16 protein-coding genes and 1 pseudogene are annotated in these 17141 nt (G+C 72.1%); 6 read left to right on the top strand and 11 right to left on the bottom strand.

Annotated elements, in window-relative coordinates:
• Positions 1–183 precede the first annotated feature (183 nt).
• Entirely contained in the window at positions 184–1656 is a 1473-nt protein-coding gene (pdxR, locus tag P2Q00_RS34445) for a MocR-like pyridoxine biosynthesis transcription factor PdxR (RefSeq protein ID WP_275777598.1), read from the bottom strand.
• Here pdxR and P2Q00_RS34440 point away from each other — a divergent pair.
• Positions 1647–2492, top strand: a pseudogene (locus P2Q00_RS34440) (DMT family transporter); the annotation flags it as partial. The gene pdxR and the pseudogene P2Q00_RS34440 overlap by 10 nt on opposite strands.
• Before the next feature lie 93 nt (positions 2493–2585).
• Here P2Q00_RS34440 and P2Q00_RS34435 read toward each other — a convergent pair.
• Positions 2586–3416, bottom strand: coding sequence for an alpha/beta fold hydrolase (locus tag P2Q00_RS34435; RefSeq protein ID WP_275777597.1), 831 nt, complete (start codon positions 3414–3416; stop codon positions 2586–2588).
• A 111-nt stretch (positions 3417–3527) separates the two neighbouring features.
• A complete protein-coding gene (locus P2Q00_RS34430; protein WP_275777596.1) occupies positions 3528–4181 on the bottom strand; it encodes an NADPH-dependent F420 reductase in 654 nt (217 codons plus the stop codon).
• 112 nt (positions 4182–4293) lie between these two features.
• Between P2Q00_RS34430 and P2Q00_RS34425 the strand changes: the two genes are divergently transcribed.
• Both P2Q00_RS34425 and P2Q00_RS34420 read left to right on the top strand, forming a co-directional pair.
• The gene (locus tag P2Q00_RS34425; RefSeq protein ID WP_275777595.1) at positions 4294–5178 is read left to right on the top strand and encodes an RNA polymerase sigma-70 factor; all 885 of its coding nucleotides are present in this window, start codon (positions 4294–4296) and stop codon (positions 5176–5178) included.
• A gap of 191 nt (positions 5179–5369) precedes the next feature.
• Entirely contained in the window at positions 5370–6131 is a 762-nt protein-coding gene (locus P2Q00_RS34420; RefSeq protein WP_275777593.1) for a GntR family transcriptional regulator, read from the top strand.
• A gap of 85 nt (positions 6132–6216) precedes the next feature.
• Here the strand turns inward: P2Q00_RS34420 and P2Q00_RS34415 are convergent, their stop codons facing one another.
• The 3 genes from P2Q00_RS34415 to P2Q00_RS34405 all read right to left on the bottom strand — a co-directional run bounded on the left by P2Q00_RS34415 (position 6217) and on the right by P2Q00_RS34405 (position 9368).
• Entirely contained in the window at positions 6217–7374 is a 1158-nt protein-coding gene (locus P2Q00_RS34415) for an ROK family transcriptional regulator (RefSeq protein ID WP_275777591.1), read from the bottom strand.
• 159 nt (positions 7375–7533) lie between these two features.
• Positions 7534–8196 (bottom strand): response regulator transcription factor, encoded by a 663-nt coding sequence (locus tag P2Q00_RS34410; RefSeq protein WP_275777589.1) that lies wholly within the window; start codon positions 8194–8196, stop codon positions 7534–7536.
• A 14-nt stretch (positions 8197–8210) separates the two neighbouring features.
• Positions 8211–9368 (bottom strand): sensor histidine kinase, encoded by a 1158-nt coding sequence (locus P2Q00_RS34405; protein WP_275777587.1) that lies wholly within the window; start codon positions 9366–9368, stop codon positions 8211–8213.
• Between the two features lie 108 nt (positions 9369–9476).
• Here P2Q00_RS34405 and P2Q00_RS34400 point away from each other — a divergent pair, with 108 nt between their 5' ends.
• The 3 genes from P2Q00_RS34400 to P2Q00_RS34390 are packed head-to-tail and all read left to right on the top strand — an operon-like array spanning position 9477 to position 11582.
• A complete protein-coding gene (locus tag P2Q00_RS34400; RefSeq protein WP_275777585.1) occupies positions 9477–10397 on the top strand; it encodes an ABC transporter ATP-binding protein in 921 nt (306 codons plus the stop codon).
• A gap of 2 nt (positions 10398–10399) precedes the next feature.
• Positions 10400–11122 carry an ABC-2 transporter permease family protein gene (locus P2Q00_RS34395; protein WP_275777583.1) on the top strand — a complete coding sequence of 241 codons (723 nt, stop codon included), beginning with the start codon at positions 10400–10402 and terminating at the stop codon, positions 11120–11122.
• 58 nt (positions 11123–11180) lie between these two features.
• On the top strand, positions 11181–11582 hold the full coding sequence (locus tag P2Q00_RS34390; protein ID WP_275777582.1) for a hypothetical protein: 402 nt from the start codon (positions 11181–11183) through the stop codon (positions 11580–11582).
• 3 nt (positions 11583–11585) lie between these two features.
• On the opposite strand, the gene mug is transcribed toward P2Q00_RS34390, so the two are convergent.
• The 5 genes from mug to P2Q00_RS34365 all read right to left on the bottom strand — a co-directional run bounded on the left by mug (position 11586) and on the right by P2Q00_RS34365 (position 17075).
• Positions 11586–12131: a G/U mismatch-specific DNA glycosylase gene (gene mug, locus P2Q00_RS34385; RefSeq protein WP_275777681.1), complete on the bottom strand. Its 546-nt coding sequence runs from the start codon at positions 12129–12131 to the stop codon at positions 11586–11588.
• Positions 12128–13570: an adenylosuccinate lyase gene (gene purB, locus P2Q00_RS34380; protein WP_275777581.1), complete on the bottom strand. Its 1443-nt coding sequence runs from the start codon at positions 13568–13570 to the stop codon at positions 12128–12130. Before purB ends, mug begins: the two co-directional genes overlap by 4 nt.
• Positions 13571–13850: 280 nt before the next feature.
• Positions 13851–14633: an SGNH/GDSL hydrolase family protein gene (locus P2Q00_RS34375; protein WP_275777580.1), complete on the bottom strand. Its 783-nt coding sequence runs from the start codon at positions 14631–14633 to the stop codon at positions 13851–13853.
• A gap of 67 nt (positions 14634–14700) precedes the next feature.
• Positions 14701–15732 (bottom strand): hemolysin family protein, encoded by a 1032-nt coding sequence (locus P2Q00_RS34370; protein ID WP_275777578.1) that lies wholly within the window; start codon positions 15730–15732, stop codon positions 14701–14703.
• Complete coding sequence (locus P2Q00_RS34365) at positions 15729–17075, bottom strand: hemolysin family protein (protein WP_275777576.1); 1347 nt, start codon at positions 17073–17075, stop codon at positions 15729–15731. The genes P2Q00_RS34370 and P2Q00_RS34365 overlap by 4 nt, the downstream gene beginning before the upstream one ends.
• Between the last annotated feature and the right edge of the window lie 66 nt (positions 17076–17141).

Genomic DNA, 17141 nt, shown 5'->3' with positions numbered 1-17141 from the left:
TGCGCCTCCAGGGACGGGATCCGGCCAGTGTGCGATGCCACAACTACTGGTGCGCCGCAGCGCACACGGAAACCACAAGTGAACAACTGGCCGCAGGGACAAGGGAACCGGTGTGCGACGCGGGCGGTCCCGGAGGCGCCAGGGATGAGCCATCCGTCGCTTTCCGCGCCGGTCACCCCACGGTCATACGCCGGCTGCCTGCGCCATCAGCCGTACACCCGCACGGATCCGGGCGGGCGACAAGTGCGCGTACCCCAGGACCAGCCGAACGTCCCCGCCGCCCTCGTGCTCTGCACGCGCGTGCGTGTAGTCCGTCAGCGGGCGTACGGCGACACCGGCCGCGGCCACGCGCGCGAGGAAGCTCTGCTGGGGTCCGTAGCGGTGCGGGAGTGCGGCGATGACGTGCAGTCCCGCCGCGATCCCGGCGACCTCGGCGCCCGGGAAGTGCTCCCGCAGCGCGGCCACGAGCGCGTCGCGCCGTTCCCGGTACGCGCGCTGGCAGCGGCGCAGCTGGCGGTCGTAGTCGCCGTGCTCCACGAACCGGGCGAACAGCGCCTGGTCGAGCGTGGGATGGCCGAGGTCCATGGTGCGCTTGCGCTCGACGACCTCGTCGGCCAGCGCCTGAGGCACGAGCAGCCAGCCAAGCCGCAGGCCCGGAGCGAGCGACTTGCTGACCGAGCCCGTGTAGGCCACGTGTTCCGGGTCCAGCCCTTGCAGCGCGCCCACGGGGGCGCGGTCGTAGCGGAAGTCGCCGTCGTAGTCGTCCTCCAGGACGAGCCCGTCCACGGACCGCGCCCAGTCGAGCAGTTCGGTGCGGCGGCGCGCGGAGTACGCGATCCCGGTGGGGAACTGGTGGGAGGGCGTCGTCACGACGGCCCGCACGCCCGAGTCCCGCAGTGGTCCGACGACGATTCCCTCGCCGTCCAGGGGCAGGGGCACGGTGGTGACGCCCGCCGAGGCGTAGAGCGCGTCGTGCTGGGGGCTGCCGGGATCCTCGACACCCACGGTGCGCAACCCGCGCGCGTGGAGCGCGAATCCGAGCAGCGTCGACGCCTGCGCCACCCCGGAGACGACCACGATCCGCTCCGGGTCCGCGACCACACCCCGGCGGCGCGCCAGCAGCTCCGCCAGCGCGGTGCGCAGCTGCGGCAGCCCCCGCGGGTCGGGATAGCCGAGGTCCTGGTGGGGCAGTTCGGCCAGGACCGCGCGCTGCGCCGCGGCCCAGGCGGCGCGAGGGAACAGCGACAGATCCGGCGTGCCCGGCACGAAGTCGGCGCGCGCACCGGGGGAGCGCGGCGCGAGATCACGCGCGCGTGGGGGCGCGGCCCGCACGGCGCCTCCCACCCAGGTGCCCGCACCTCGCCCGCTGCGCAGATAGCCCTCCGCCGTCAACTGCTCGTACGCCTCGGTGATCAGCCCCCGCGACACCCCCAGGTCGGCGGCGAGATCCCGGCTCGACGGCAGCCGGGTGCCCGGCGCCAGCCTCCCTGTGCGCACCGCCTCACGCAGCGCCGCCTGCAGCGAACGTCCACGCGTGCGTGCCGGCGCGGAGGCGGCCGGCAGGAGCAGCTCCCAGGCGGGCGAGCCCGCGCGGCCCGGCTGCGCACTCCGGCGCGGATCAGCAGTCCCGTCCCGATTGGTCTCCGATGACGTCATGGAAATGGACCTTAAACCGGACCGCCGCGCTGCCTAGCGTCGCTGCCATGAACGCCACCACCACCCGCGGAGCCCTCCTCGCCGCACTCGCCTGTGTCCTGGTCGGCGGGTCCTTCACCGCGAACAGCGTCCTGGGCCACTACCCGTACGCGGGCGGCCAGTTCCTGCGCTACGGCCTCGCCTGTCTGCTGCTCATCCCACTCGCGGGCCCGGGAGCGACGGCGCGGCTGCGGCTGCTCGCGCCCCGCCAGTGGACCCGTCTCGCGCTGCTCGCCGCCGTCGGCATGGTCGGCTTCAACCTGGCGGTGATCGCGGCCGAGCGCTCCGCGGAACCGGCGGTGCCCGGAGTCTTCGTGGGATGCGCGCCCGTGGTGGTGGCCGTCGTCGTCCCCGTCCTGGAGGGCCGCCGGCCGCAACGCGCGGTCCTGTACGGGGCGTTGCTGGTCGCCTTCGGTGCTTTCACGGTGCAGGGGTGGGGGCGTACGGACGGCACGGGCATCGCCTTCTCGGCCTGCGCACTGGCCGGCGAGGTCGGTTTCGCCGTGCTCGCCGTGCCCGTTCTGCGCCCGCTGGGGCCCCGGCTGCTGTCCGCCACGGTGTGCGGCATCGCGGCAGCCGAGTCCGCGGCCGCCGGGCTGCTCGTGGACGGCACGGCGTGGCTGCGGCGCCCCGACACCACCGAGAGCGCCGCACTGCTGTGGCAGGCGGCGGTCGTCACCGTCGTCGGCTTCGTGTGCTGGTACATGGGCATGCAGCGGATCGGCGCCGAGCGCGCCACGCTGTTCTCCGGCCTCATCCCGGTCGCCGCCGCCTGCACGGCCCCGCTCGTCCAAACGGGCTCGTACGGAGCCGCCCAGGCCGTCGGCAGCGCCCTGGTCGGCGCCGGAGTCGCCCTCGGCTCCGGCGCGTTGACCTTCAGGCGCGGTGCGTCAGCGGCTGCCGTCGAGGATGACGCGGGCGACCAGTGCCGGGTCGTCGTTCATCGGGCAGTGCCCGCAGCCGGGCAGCCGCACCAGCCGGGCCCGGGGGATGATGTGCTTGGCGCGCACCCCCTGTCGCCGTACGAGCAGCATGTCCCGGCTGCCCCAGCCCACGGTGACCGGGATGGCGGGGATGTCATCGGTGAACCGGACGGCGCTGCCGGCCCGGAGGGTCGCGTCGAACCCGGTCGCCTGCGCCAGGGCCAGCGTCTCGGCGACCACGGCCTCGGGTGAACGGCGGCCCGGGCGGGCGTAGATCGTGCTGGTCAGCATGGTGCGGCCGGCCGCCGACCGGGACAGCCGCTCCACCAGGGGCAGCGGCAGCCGCCGGGAGATGTGCCGCATGGCGAGCAGGACGCCGAAGGCGTAGCGCCGCTCGGCCTCGGACCAGAACCCGGCCGGGGACAGGGCGGTCACGGACCGCGCGAGCTGCTCGCGGCCGAGTTCCAGGGCGAGCAGACCGCCCAGCGAGTTGCCCGCCACATGCGGACGCTCCAGCTCCATCGCCTCGCAGAACGCGCCGAACACGGCCGTGGTCGTGGGCAGGTCGTAGGAGAGCCCGTCCGGCAGGGCCGGGGAGTCGCCGAAGCCGGGCAGATCCACGGCGATCACGTCGCGCTCGGTCGCGAGGATGTCCACCACCGGGTCCCAGGCCTGCCGGTGGTGACCGATGCCGTGCAGCAGGAGCAGCGGCTCGCCGCTGCCCACGCGCGCGTAGGAGACGGTCACGGGCTGCGGGCCGCGTGGAGAGGGGACCTTGAAGGAGACGGTGGCGGACATGGAGGTGCTCCTCGTCTGGGGCTCGCTGACGGACGCCATGTAGACAGCTTGTCAGCAATTGCTACCCGCGGGTAGCCCCTGTGGGTCGTCCACCTCGCGGCCGTACGGCATTCAATGGCCCCTGCGCACCTCCAGGTTGAACTCGGCGTGCCCGACATGCCGGAAGAGGTCGAGCCACAGCGGCAGCAGCATCTCCACGCTGCGTGCCGACCGGATGCCGCCCAGGTCGAGCACCCGGTGCGGCGGCCACCCGAACTCCCCGAGCAGCCCTCTGACCTGCTCCTTGGCGTCCGCATCCTCGCCGGACACGAAGACCTGGTGCTCGCCCGGCACCAGTGCGGGATCCACCATCACCTGGCAGTTGACGGTGTTGAGAGTCTTCACCACGCGCGCGTGCGGGAAGGCGCGCTGGATCTGCTCGCCCACGCTGTCCGACCCGACGGGGGACAGCCGCACCTCCCCGTCCTCGAACGCCATCGGGTTGGAGACGTCGATGACGACCTTCCCGTCGAGATTCGCCGCCCCGGCCGCCTCCAGCGCGGCGAGCGCCACCCGCCCGCCCACGGCGACCACCACCGCCTCGGCGGACGAGGCCGCCTCCGCGAACGTGCCGGCCCGCGCTCCCGCGCCGACGGTTCGCGCCCACTCCAGGGCGGCGGGATTGTCCTTCGTGCGCGAGCCCAGAGTCACCTCGTGGCCCAGCTCCGCCAGCCTGCCGCCGAGTGTGCGGCCGACGTCGCCCGTGCCCAGAACCGCGTACCGCATGGCCACCTCCCAAAGTCCGGCCGCCGACCACCGGCGGGCCCGCTGGTCATTCTGCTCCGGGACACGCGGATTTCTCCTAGACATGTCCGGAGGCGTCGCATGGGATGGGGCGGTGACCACCGACACCGAGACCGACGTCTTCGAAGAGCACCGCCCCGTCCTGCTGGGGGTCGCCTACCGCATGCTCGGGCGGGTGGCCGACGCGGAGGACGTGGTCCAGGAGGCCTGGCTGCGCTGGTCCGGCGCCGACCGCAGCGTGGTGCGCGAACCGCGTGGCTACCTGGTGCGCATCACCACCCGCCTCGCCATCGACCGGCTGCGCCAGGTCAAGGCTCGCAATGAGGCGTACGTCGGCCCGTGGCTGCCCGAGCCCTATGCGACCGACTTCGGGGACTCCGTCCCGGACACCGCCGAGCGGGCCGTGCTCGCCGACTCCGTCTCGCTGGCCGTCCTCGTCGTCCTGGAGTCGCTGTCGCCGCTGGAGCGGGCGGTGTTCGTGCTGCGGGAGGCGTTCGGCTACCCGTACGCGGACATCGCGGCCATGCTCGACCGCGGTGAGGCGGCGGTGCGTCAGCTCGCCGGGCGGGCCCGTAAGCATGTCGAGGAGCGGCGGCCGCGGTACGAGGTCGATCCCGGCCGGCGCCGTGAGCTGACCGAGCGGTTCCTCGCCGCCGCGGCGGAGGGCGATCTCGAAGGCCTCATGGCGCTGCTGGCGCCGGACGTGCGGCTGGTGGGCGACAGCGGCGGCAAGTCCAGGGCGCCGCTGCGGGTCCTGGAGAGTGCCGACAAGGTGGGCCGCTTCCTCGTCGGGGCCGCAAAGAAGGGCGTGCCGGAGCTGTCCTTCCGTTTCACGGAGCTCAACGGTGGCCTGGCGGTCGTGGTCCTGTCCGCAGGCAAGCCCGACAGTGTCTTCCAGGTGGACGTCTTCGAGGGACGCATCCAGTCGGTCTACATCATCCGCAACCCGGACAAGCTGCTCTCGCTGGCCTCCGCGTAGGCGGGAGGGGCGACCCCTTACGAACACCTTGTGAACCCTGGACGGCAAGCGCCCCTGTGTAGTGCCCATGGGATCCAGGATTGGTCTTGACCAAGGGTTTGGGCCGCCCTATGGTCGCAGATAAGTGCAACAACCTTTAATAAACAAGGGCGCTAAAACGCCGCCGGACCACGGCAATTGCGGAGGACAGGGTGGGGACCACGCAGCTGGAATCGGTGCCGGAACCGAAGTACTGGCATCTCAAGACCGTGCTCAGTGAGGCATTGGACTCCGAGTTCTCCGTGGGCGAGATCCTGCCCAACGAACGCGATCTCGCCGCGCGCTTCGGCGTCGCGCGCGCCACGCTCCGCCAGGCCCTGGAGCAGCTCGAACTGGAGGGCAGGCTGCAGCGCCGCCGCGGTGTCGGGACGACCGTCGCCCCGCCGCGCGTGGGCGTCGCAGTCGGCACCCAGCAGCACGCCTGGCCGGAGGCCACAGGGGACGTCTGGCAGGCCGTGGACTGCACGCTCGCGGCACCGCCCGCGGCCGTCGCCGCAGCACTGGAGACGCGCCCGGACGAGGCCGTGTACACGGTGCGCCGGTCCCGTGTCTCCCACGGCCAGCCCGTCGCCGCGGAGCTGCTCTACGTCCCGGAGTCGTCGGTGCCCGACCTCTCCGCCATAGACGCGCCGTCCGGACCGGCACGCGCGCGTGCGGTGCTGCGCGAGCTGGAGCGGCTGCAGCTGGAGGGGAGGGACAGCGCCGTGGAGCTCGGTTCCGCGCGCGCGGACGACGCCAAGGAACTGGACCGACTCCCGGGGGCGCCCGTCCTCGTCGTCACCACCCGCTTCCTGGCCGACGGCCGCACCGCGGCACTCTCCGTCGCCACGTACCGCGCCGACACCTGCCGCCTGACCTTCGGCGACTCGGGGGGAGTGGAGATCCACCAGGGGCCCGAGCGCCAGGCGTCCTGAGCCCTGACCTCGTCAGACGTGCCGTGCCCCGGAACTCCTCCGGGGCACAGCACGTTTTCGGGCAACAGCACGCCTCGCCGCCGCCTCAGCGCCGCGCCGTCACCGTGCCCTCCACCGCGAACAGCTGCTCCTCCACGTGGTCCAGGGCGAGCCGGAGCGCGCCCGTCGCGACCGCCGCCTCACCGAGGAGCGACAGGGCCACCTTCGGCGGCCGCAGACAGTAGCGTGCCAACTCGCGGCGCAGGGGCTCCAGCACGCCGTCCAGACCGGCCGCCCAGCCGCCGACGACAACGAGTTCCGGGTCGAGCGCCAGGACCAGGGCGGCCACGTCGTGGACGAGCCGCTGGATGAAGCGGTCGACGGCCGCGCGGGCCCGCTGGTCGCCCTCGCGGGCCTGCGCGAAGACCTTGGCCACGGCCTGTTCGTCGAGCGGGTGCAGCGGCTCGTCCGTGGTGGACAGCAGGGTCTCCGGGGTCACCTCGCGGCCCAGCAGATGCAGCGCGCCGATCTCGCCGGCCGCCCCGCCGTACCCCCGGTGCAGCTGCCCGCCGATCAGCGAACCGGCCCCCGGGCTCAGCCCGGCCAGCACGAACACGACGTCGTCGGACTCGGTGGCCGCGCCCTTCCAGTGCTCGGCGACGGCCGCGGCGTTGGCGTCGTTCTCGACCAGCACCGGGCACTTGAAGGACCGGCTCAGCCGTTCGCCGAGGCGCAGCCCCGTCCACTCGGGCAGCGCCGCGCACAGCCGCACGGTGCCGTCGGCCTCGACGATCCCGGGGGAGGCGACGCCCACGGCCCGCAGCGAGCCACGTGCGACCCCGGCGCGGCGCAGCAGTTCGGCCACCGCGGTGCGCAGCCGCTCCAGGCGCTCGTCGGCGGGAGCCGTCTCGTCGACGTCCTTGGCGACCGCGCCGAGCACCCGGCCGTCCAGGTCGGCCAGGAGCGCGGCGACCCGGTGGGAGCCGATGTCCAGGCCCAGCAGATGCCCGGCCTCGGCCCGGAACCGGAAACGCCGCGCGGGCCGCCCCTGGCGTCGCACCACGCTCTCGTCGGCCGCCTTCTCGACGACGTAGCCCGCCTCGATGAGCCCCTCGACGACGCCCTCGACGGTCGGCCGGGACAGCCCGGTCACCCGGGTGATCTCCGTCAGTGTCGCCGCGTCCGTGGCACGCAGCGCGTGCAGCACCACCGCGGAGTTGATCCTTCGCAGCAGCGAGGGATCCCCGCCGGTCAGCCGCCCCAACGTACCGTCCTCCCAGCTCGTGCGCGTGTTGGCCGGATCGTACCGGGTCGCTCCGCTGGGTTGTGCCGCTTGGCCGTGCCTGGCTGTGCCGTCTTTTGTCTGTCGCGCCGTCGTGGCTGGTGGCGCAGTTCCCCGCGCCTCTTTGGGGCGCGCTGCCACTCACCCCGGCGCCACGAAACCCGACTCGTACGCCGCGATCACCGCCTGGGTGCGATCCCGTGCACCCAGCTTCGCCAGTACGGCGCTGACGTGCGACTTCACCGTCTCCGTGCCTACGACGAGCCGGGCGGCGATCTCTGCGTTCGACAGGCCCCGGGCCATCAGCCGCAGTACCTCGGCCTCCCGTTCGGTCAACCGGGCCCGCTCCATCGCGGCCCGGGCGGCGCGGTTCCCGCCGTCCTTGCCGTACTGAGCGGCCAACTGCCGTACGGAGGCCGGAAACAGCAGTGACTCGCCCTCGGCGACCAGCCGCACCGCGTGCACGATCTCGGCGGGGCGGGCCCGCTTCAGCAGAAACCCGTCGGCTCCGGCGCGCAGCGCCTCGTACACGTACTCGTCGTTCTCGAACGTCGTCACCACGAGGATCTTCGGCGGCTCGGCGACCGTCCGCAGCACCGCGCGCGTGGCCTCGATGCCGTCCAGCAGCGGCATCCGTACGTCCATGGCGACCACGTCGGGCCGCAGCTGCCGCACCAGTGGGATCACCGCCGCCCCGTCGGCCGCCTCCCCGACGACCTCGATGTCGGGCTGTGCCTCCAGCAGGGCCCGCAGACCGGCGCGTACGAGGGGTTCGTCGTCGACGAGGAGAACGGTCACCGGCATCCGGCCAGCGTAGATCAACTCAACGGCAGCTCCACATGTACCTGCCAGTCACCCTCGTCCGGTCCGGTTCGCGCGCGGCCGCCCAGCAGGGCCGCGCGCTCGCGTATGCCGCGCAGACCGCTGCCCCGTCCGGGCCCCGGTATGTCGGCGGTCAGCGGATTGCGTATCTCCAGGGCGAGGGTGCCGTCCGCGACGTCGACACGCACGCGCACGGGGACGGACCCCGCGTGCCGCAGCACATTGGTCAGGGCCTCCTGGAGGATGCGATAGCCCTCGCGAGAGACCGGGCCGGGGACCGACTCCAGCGGACCCGATATGTCCATGTCGACCTTTGTTCCGGATGCGCGCGCGGACTCCAGGAGTCGGTCCGCCTCGGCCAGCGTCGGACGGCTGCTGACCGGCTGCTCCGCCTCGCGCAGCACACCGAGCACCCGCTCCAGGTCCTCCAGCGCAGCCCGCCCGGTGTCCTCGATGGCAGCAAGTGCCCGGTCCGTGAACTCCGGGTCGCCCGCGGCACGGGCGGCCCCCGCCTGCACGACCGCCACCGTGAGCGCATGGCCGATGGAGTCGTGCAGCTCGCGGGCGATGCGGTTACGCTCCAGGAGCTGATCCGTGCGCTCCTCCAAGGCCGCGAGGCGCTCGGCCGCGGACGGGCCGAGAAGCCGGCGGGCGACGGCGGTGATCAGCTCGCCCAGGCCGACCACGACCCCGTAGAGAGCGATGATCGGAAACGGCACCAACAGGGCGTACGCCCAGTGCGGTTGGGCCTCGCTCAGCAGCGGGATGCCGGCGTCCGGCGGATGTCCGAGCGCGATCCGGACCAGCTCGTAGACCAGGCCCGGCAGCCAGACGCAGCTCGCCGTCGCCACCGCGCCCAGCCCCATCCGCACCTCGAGCCACAGCACCGTGCGCAGCCGGTCCCGCCATGCGACCGACGGGTTCACGGAGATCCCGGAGTCCGGCTCGCCCGGTGTCAGCAGCAACCGCGCCTGCACGCCCTCGCCCATCCGCACGGCAGGGATGAGCCCGACCAGGACGAGAGCGGCCGCGGGCACCCAGGGCGTCGACATGTCGATGAACAGCCACACGCTGACGATGAGCATCGGCACCCACAGGTGCAGCAGGCGTGTGTACGTCGTCCCCCGGAGCAACGGGCGCAGAAAGCGGGCCATTTCGCCATCGTGCCAGCCGCCACTGACAACGGACCTCCCCCGCGTGGGGGAGGCGGTCTCCACCGGCGGGGGAGGAGATCACCGCGCCCCAGCGGCGACGCTGCTGCCATGACCAGTATCGACGTCCAGAGCCTCACCAAGGAGTACGGCAGCCGGAAGGCCGTGGACCACCTGACCTTCACCGTCCGACCCGGCCTTGTCACCGGCTTCCTCGGCCCCAACGGCGCCGGAAAGTCCACCACCATGCGGCTCGTCCTCGGCCTGGACCGGCCCACCTCCGGCTCCGCCACGGTCGGCGGCCGCCCCTACCCCGCGCTGCGCGAACCACTGCGCCACGTCGGCGCCCTGCTCGACGCGCAGGCCGCGCACGGCTCCCGTACCGGCCGGGACCACCTGTGCGTGCTGGCGGCGAGCAACCGCATCCCGCAGCGCCGGGTGGACGAGGTGCTGGCGGAGACCGGGCTCGCGTCGGTGGCGCGGCGCCGCGTGAAGACGTACTCCCTCGGCATGCGCCAGCGACTGGGCATCGCCGCCGCCCTGTTGGGCGAGCCCGAGGTGGTCATGCTCGACGAACCCTCCAACGGCCTCGACCCCGAAGGGATCATCTGGATCCGCGCACTCCTGCGCCGGCTCGCGGGCGAGGGCCGTACGGTCCTGGTCTCCAGCCACCTCATGAACGAGACCGCGTCCTTCGCCGACCACCTCGTGGTCCTGGGACGAGGACGTCTGCTGGCCGACACCCCGATGCGGGAGTTCATCGACGCGCGCGTGCAGCCGCGAGTGCGGATCCGCACGACGGACGCCACGGCGCTCAAGAGCGCGCTCGCCCGGCACGGTCACGACGTCGTCGAGCACGAGAACGGGCACTGGACCGTGGACCACGCACGCGTGGACGACATCGGACGCCTCGCCTCCGCCGCCGGCGTGCCCCTCCTCGAACTCGCCCAGGAGGAAGGCACGTTGGAGCAGGCCTATCTGGATCTCACCGGCACAGAAACCGAGTTCACCACACAGACCCAGGAGGCCTGACCATGGAATTCACACCCGCACTCCACTCGGAATGGCTCAAGATCCGTACGCTGCGGTCGCTCGTCGGAGGCCTCGCCGCCGTCCTGCTCGCCACCGCCATGTTCTCGGCGCTCGCCGGAGCCGACAGCGAAGGAGCGGACTTCGACCCGCTGTTCTCGGTGTTCTTCGGCGTCAGTTTCGGGCAGATCGCGGCTATCGCGTTCGGTACGACCGCCATGTCGTCCGAGTTCCGGGGCGGCGCCCTGCGCATCGCGCTGACGGCTGTGCCGCGGCGTGGGCGGTGGTTCGCGGCCAAGGCGGTGGCGATCGCCGTACCCGTGCTGGTGGTGGGGCTGGTGACGGGAGGTGTGAGCCTGGCCGTCGGCGAGGCCGTCCTGGGCGCGAAGGCGGACGGGCTGACCTGGGGCGAGGAACTGCGTGCAGTCGTCGGCTGCGGGGTCTATCTGACGCTGATGGCGCTGCTCGCGGCGGGACTGACGGCCGTGCTGCGCAGTGGCGTCGCCACGCTGAGCATGGTCATCCCGTTCCTGCTCATCGTGTCTTTCGTCATCGGAGACATGTCGGGCTCCGTGGCGGACGTCCTGCCGGACCGGGCGGGACAAGTGGTGTTCCACGAGACGTGGGACGGAGTGCTGGGGCCGTGGTCGGGGCTTGCGGTGACGGGGCTCTGGGCGGGGGCTGCGCTGCTTCTGGGGGCCTGGAGGGTGCGGCGGCGGGATGCCTGACGGCTGAAGGGGGTTGATGCGCCGCCAATTGTCAGTGGCGGCCGCAATACTGGATCACATGGACAGCGACAAGCACCTCGCCACGATCGATGCGCTGTGCACCGCGGATCTCTCCGCGGAGTACAGCGGGTCGGACCTGTTCCTGGCGGGACCCGGTTACCGCATCGTGCGGTTAGTGGACATGGACGACCTGCATGTGCTCAGAGAGTGGATCTCCCAGGTACTGAACGCCCGTTGGGGCGAGCAGCACGACCCATGGGGGATGCCCACGCTCCGCGTGCGCTCCGACCGCGGCGAGGACATACCGGAACCCTGGCTGGCGGCGAGCATCCACATGGAGCAGCTGAACCTGTGGCAGCCGCCCGGCACCGAACGCTGGATCGCCCTCGGCATCGCGGACCGGGACGAAACCGATGAGGCCCACCTGCTCGCCGTGGCCTCGGACATAGACCCCGTCTGACCTTCAGGAGTCCTCCGCCGCCCGCAACCGCCCGAACTCCTCCGCCATCGTCTCCAGCGTCCAGTGCGCATTCAGCCCGCTCGGATTCGGCAGCACCCACACCCGGGTCTGCCCGAACGTCCGCTCCTGCGGCCCCACTTGGGCCTTGAGGTCGTCGAACGCCGCCCGGTACGCGGTAACCCCCACCACCGCCAGCCAACGCGGCCGCAGCCGTGCCACCTTCAGCGCCAGCAGCCGCCCACCTTCGCGGTACTCCTCCGCAGTGAGTTCGTCGGCCCGCGCGGTCGCTCTGGCCACGACATTCGTGATGCCTAGCCCGTACGACAGCAACTCGGCCTGTTCCGAGGGCTGCATGAGCCTTGGCGTGAAGCCCGACCGGTGCAGCACCGGCCAGAAGCGGTTGCCGGGGCGGGCGAAGTGATGACCCGTAGCCGCCGTCATAAGGCCAGGATTAATGCCGCAAAAGAGAACAGATAGGCCGTCCGCGACCACGTCCGGGACGAGGCGGTCGCGGGCGGCCTCAAGTTCCGCCTGGGTGAAGCGGGTCAGAGGATCGCCCCCGGCGTGTAGCCCGCGGCCTCCGGGTGCTGCTTGACGATCTCCTCGATGCGGCCGACGACCGCGGTCACCTGGTCGGCGGCTGCGCCCGTGAAGGACAGCTTGTCGGCCATCAGCACGTCCAGCTGGGCGCGGTCGAGCGGGATGCGCTCGTCGGCGGCCAGCTTGTCGAGCAGTTCGTTGCGCTCGGCGCCCTGCTCGCGCATTGCGAGGGCGGAGGCGACGGCGTTCTCCTTGATGGCCTCGTGCGCGACCTCACGGCCGACGCCCGCGCGCACCGCGCCCATGAGCACCTTGGTGGTGGCGAGGAAGGGGAGGTAGCGGTCCAGTTCGCGGGCCACGACCGCCGGGAACGCGCCGAACTCGTCCAGCACCGTCAGGAACGTCTCCAGCAGACCGTCCAGCGCGAAGAACGCGTCCGGGAGGGCCACTCGGCGCACCACGGAGCAGGACACGTCGCCCTCGTTCCACTGGTCGCCCGCCAGCTCGCCCGTCATCGAGGCGTAGCCGCGCAGGATGACCATCAGGCCGTTGACGCGCTCGCAGGAGCGGGTGTTCATCTTGTGCGGCATTGCCGAGGAGCCGACCTGGCCCGGCTTGAAGCCCTCGGTCACCAGCTCGTGCCCGGCCATCAGCCGGATCGTCTTGGCCATCGACGAAGGGGCCGCCGCCAGCTGCACCAGCGCGGTGACGACCTCGTAGTCGAGGGAGCGCGGGTAGACCTGGCCGACGGAGGTGAAGGCCTGGGAGAAGCCGAGGTGCCGGGCGATCCGGTCTTCCAGGTCCGCCAGCTTGGCCGCGTCGCCGCCGAGCAGGTCGAGCATGTCCTGCGCCGTGCCGACCGGGCCCTTGATGCCGCGCAGCGGGTAGCGGGCGAGGAGCTCCTCCACCCGCCCGTACGCGACGAGCAGCTCGTCGGCGGCGGTCGCGAAGCGCTTGCCCAGCGTCGTGGCCTGCGCGGCCACGTTGTGGGAGCGGCCGGCCATGACCAGCTCGCCGTACTCGCCCGCCAGCTTGCCCAGGCGCGCCAGGACGGCCACCGTGCGGTCGCGCATCAGCTCCAGCGAGAGCCGGATCTGCAGCTGCTCCACGTTCTCGGTGAGGTCGCGGGAGGTCATGCCCTTGTGCACGTGCTCGTGCCCGGCGAGGTCGTTGAACTCCTCGATGCGCGCCTTCACGTCGTGCCGCGTGACCTTCTCGCGCTCGGCGATGGAGGCCAGGTCGACGGTGTCGAGGACACGCTCGTAGTCGGCGATCGCCGCGTCCGGCACCTCGATGCCGAGGTCCTTCTGGGCCCGCAGCACGGCGAGCCAGAGCTGACGCTCCAGCTTCACCTTCTGCTCGGGGGACCAGAGCGTGGCGAGCTCGGCGGAGGCGTAGCGTCCGGCGAGGACGTTCGGGATGCGGGGCTTGGCGGGAGCGGAAGTCACGTGTACGGATTGTACTGGCGATTCGTGCAGGCCAGCGCCGTGGGTGCGTTCGGTGGAACGTACGAGAGCTGCGTCACGGCGGGGGCCGGAAGGGTCTCGCCCCCGCCGCCCCTACCCGTCCCGTGCCTGGGGGCTGCCGCCCCCAGACCCCCGCTTCGGCCTGAACGGCCTCGTCCTCAAACGCCGGACGGGCTGAGATGGGCTGAGCCAAATCCAGCCCCTCCGGCGTTTGAGGAGCGGGGGTCCAGGAGGCAGAGCCCCCTGGGACGGGGCGGCACCCTTACGCCGCAGGCCCCTCGAACGGCAGCAGCTCAGGCCGCTTCGGCGGCAATCCGTCGCCGGACGACCGGCCCGTCAGGCGGCGGCCGATCCACGGCAGCAGGTGCTGCCGGGCGAAGCGGGCGTCCGCCACCCGCCGTGCGGCCCAGCCCGGCGGCGGTGTCAGCGCCGGCGGTGTTTGCCACTCGGTGTCCTCGGCGGCGTAGCCGAGTGTCTGCCAGACCGCCTCGGCGACCCTGCGGTGGCCCTCGGCCGTCAGGTGCAGCCGGTCCACGTCCCACAGGCGCGGGTCGGCGAGCGACGGGGCGCCGTAGAGGTCGACGACCGCCGCGCCGTGCTGCGCGGCGAGTTCGTCCACGACGGTGAACAGCTCCTCCATGCGTGGCCGGAAGCGTTCCAGAACCGGACCCTGGCGGCCCGGGCTGCGCATCAGCACCAGCTGCTTGCAGGCCGGGGCCAGCCGTTCCACGGCTTCGGTGAGCAGCTCTCGTACGCGCCCCATGTCGCACTTGGGACGCAGGGTGTCGTTCAAGCCGCCCACCAGCGTGATCACGTCGGGCCGCATGGCCGCCGCCACGTCGACCTGCTCGTCGACGATCTGCCCGATCAGCTTGCCGCGGACCGCGAGGTTGGCGTACCGGAACCCGGGATTGACCGCGGCCATCCGCCCGGCGAGGAGATCGGCCCAGCCCCGGTAGGAGCCGTCCGGCAGCAGGTCCGACATGCCCTCGGTGAAGGAGTCGCCGACCGCGACCAGGCTGGTGTGTATGGGGTTCTTCTGCATGGCGGAAGCGATGGTATCCCGGTTCCATACCCGTCGGTCGGTCGGCCCGGCTCTCCCGCCGGACGGCTCATGCCCGCTGTCCGAACAGCTCCTGCAGCACGTCCTCCATGGTCACCAGCCCGGCCAGCCGACCGTCGCCGCCGAGCGCGGCCGCCAGGTGGGTACGGCTGCCGCGCATCGCCGTGAGCACGTCGTCCAGCGGTGTGCCCTCCCGTACGCGCGCGATGGGTCGCATGTCCTGCACCCGGAACGGCACGTCCCTCCCAGGGGCGTCCAGGGCGTCCTTGACGTGCAGGTAGCCGACGATGCGACGGCCCTCGTCCACCACCGGGAAACGGGAGAAGCCCGACTGGGCCGACAGCCGCTCCAGCTCCTCCGGTGTGACGCCCACGCGCGCGTAGACGACGCCTTCCAGCGGGAGCACCACGTCGCGCACCGGACGGCGGCCCAGCTCCAGCGCGTCGTGCAGCCGCTCCAGCGCGCGGTCGTCGATCAGTCCCGCCTCGCCCGAGTCCCGCACGATCCGGGCCAGCTCGGCGTCCGAGAAGGTGGCCGCGACCTCGTCCTTGGTCTCCACCCGCAACAGCTTCAGGAGGGCGTTCGCGAAGGCGTTGATCGAGAAGATCACCGGACGCAGCGCCCGCGCCAAAGTGACCAGCGGCGGTCCGAGCAGCAGTGCGCTGCGCACCGGCTCCGCGAGTGCGATGTTCTTCGGCACCATCTCGCCGAGCAGCATGTGCAGATACGTGGCCAGGGTCAGCGCGATCACGAAGGACACCGCGTGTCCCGCGCCCTTCGGCACGCCCAGGGCGTGGAACACCGGCTCCAGCAGATGCGCGATGGCCGGTTCCGCGACCACACCCAGGACCAGCGTGCACAGGGTGATGCCGAGCTGCGCGGCCGCCATCAGCGCGGACACGTGCTCCAGACCCCACAGCACGCTCTTGGCCCGCCGGTCGCCGTCCGCCCCTCCCGCCCCTCTCTCTACGTGCTGCTCGATCTGCGAACGCCGTACGGAGATCAGCGCGAACTCGGCGCCGACGAAGAAGGCGTTGACGACGAGGGTCGCAAGGCCGATCAGGAGCTGTACGGCGGTCACTTGGTGCCCTCCATGTCCGTCGTGTCGTCCGCCTCGTCCTCGAAAGGCGCGTGCATCAGCACGCGTGCGGCCCTGCGGCCCGAGGCGTCCACCACGTCGAGCCGCCATCCGGCGACCTCGACACAGTCGCCCACGGCCGGGATGCGGCCCAGCTCCGACGCGACGAGGCCGGCCAGCGTCTCGTACGGGCCCTCGGGTGCCCTGAGTCCGACGCGTGCAAGCTGGTCCACACGCGCCGAGCCGTCGGCCGAGTACAGTGCGCGGCCCTGGTCGTCGCTGCCCGCCGGGGCCAGGTCAGGCGTCTCGTGCGGGTCGTGCTCGTCCCGCACCTCGCCGACGACCTCTTCCACGATGTCCTCCAGCGTGGCCACGCCCGCGGTGCCGCCGTACTCGTCGATGACCACTGCCATGGTGCGCTTGCCGGACAGCCGGTCGAGCAGCCGGTCGACGGTGAGGGTCTCCGGGACGAGGAGCGGTTCTCGCATCAGTTCCCAGACGCGGGTGTGGATGCGGCGCTCGGCAGGTATCGCCAGGACGTCCTTGATGTGCGCGGTGCCCACGACCGAGTCGAGGCTGCCGCGGTAGACCGGGAACCGGGACAGTCCGGTCGCCCGGGTCGCGTTCGCCACGTCCTCGCAGGTCGCCTGGACCTCCAGGGCGATGACCTGGACGCGGGGCGTCATCACGTTCTCCGCGGTCAGGTCGGCGAGGTTGAGGGTGCGTACGAACAGCTCCGCGGTGTCCGCCTCCAGGGCGCCCTCCTTGGCGGAGTGCCGGGCCAGCGCCGCCAGCTCCTTGGGGCCGCGCGCCGAGGCCAGCTCCTCGGTGGGCTCCAGGCCGAAGAGGCGCACCATGCGGTTCGCCGTGTTGTTGAGGTGGCTGATGAACGGGCGGAAGGCCGCACTGAACAGGCGCTGCGCGTTGCCCACCCGCTTGGCCACGGCCAGCGGCGAGGAGATCGCCCAGTTCTTGGGGACCAGCTCGCCGACGACCATCAGGAAGACGGTCGACAGGGCCGTACCGAGCACCAGGGCGAGCGAGCTCGCCGCGGAGGACGAGATGCCGAGTGCTTCGAGGGGGCCCGCGATCAGCTTGGCGATCGACGGCTCGGAGAGCATGCCGACGACCAGGTTGGTGACGGTGATGCCGAGCTGCGCGCCGGAGAGCTGGAACGTCAGGCTCCGTACGGCTTTGAGGGCGCCCGCCGCGCCCCGCTCGCCGCGCTCCACGGCCCGCTCGAGTTCGCCCCGGTCGACCGTGGTCAGCGAGAACTCGGCCGCGACGAAGGCGCCGCAGGCGAGCGACAGCAGGATCGCCACCAGCAGGAGGAGCACTTCGGTCATCGGGTCACCTCCGTCCCATCGTCGGACAGAGGCGGGAGGAACGCGCGATGTCGGGTACGGCGCGTA

The organism is Streptomyces coacervatus, from assembly GCF_029223485.1.
Classification (GTDB): Bacteria; Actinomycetota; Actinomycetes; order Streptomycetales; family Streptomycetaceae; genus Streptomyces; species Streptomyces coacervatus.
The sequence above is the reverse complement of the archived record's forward strand: the minus strand, read 5'-3'. Positions and strand labels throughout refer to the sequence as shown.

What these genes read in the sequence shown, in the direction of transcription:
- pdxR (WP_275777598.1), bottom strand. Translation starts at nt 1,656, where the DNA reads ATGACGTCATCGGAGACCAATCGGGACGGGACTGCTGATCCGCGCCGG.
- P2Q00_RS34435 (WP_275777597.1), bottom strand. Translation starts at nt 3,416, where the DNA reads ATGTCCGCCACCGTCTCCTTCAAGGTCCCCTCTCCACGCGGCCCGCAG.
- P2Q00_RS34430 (WP_275777596.1), bottom strand. Translation starts at nt 4,181, where the DNA reads ATGCGGTACGCGGTTCTGGGCACGGGCGACGTCGGCCGCACACTCGGC.
- P2Q00_RS34410 (WP_275777589.1), bottom strand. Translation starts at nt 8,196, where the DNA reads ATGCCGGTGACCGTTCTCCTCGTCGACGACGAACCCCTCGTACGCGCC.
- P2Q00_RS34405 (WP_275777587.1), bottom strand. Translation starts at nt 9,368, where the DNA reads ATGGCCCGCTTTCTGCGCCCGTTGCTCCGGGGGACGACGTACACACGC.
- P2Q00_RS34400 (WP_275777585.1), top strand. Translation starts at nt 9,477, where the DNA reads ATGACCAGTATCGACGTCCAGAGCCTCACCAAGGAGTACGGCAGCCGG.
- P2Q00_RS34395 (WP_275777583.1), top strand. Translation starts at nt 10,400, where the DNA reads ATGGAATTCACACCCGCACTCCACTCGGAATGGCTCAAGATCCGTACG.
- P2Q00_RS34390 (WP_275777582.1), top strand. Translation starts at nt 11,181, where the DNA reads ATGGACAGCGACAAGCACCTCGCCACGATCGATGCGCTGTGCACCGCG.
- P2Q00_RS34375 (WP_275777580.1), bottom strand. Translation starts at nt 14,633, where the DNA reads ATGCAGAAGAACCCCATACACACCAGCCTGGTCGCGGTCGGCGACTCC.
- P2Q00_RS34365 (WP_275777576.1), bottom strand. Translation starts at nt 17,075, where the DNA reads ATGACCGAAGTGCTCCTCCTGCTGGTGGCGATCCTGCTGTCGCTCGCC.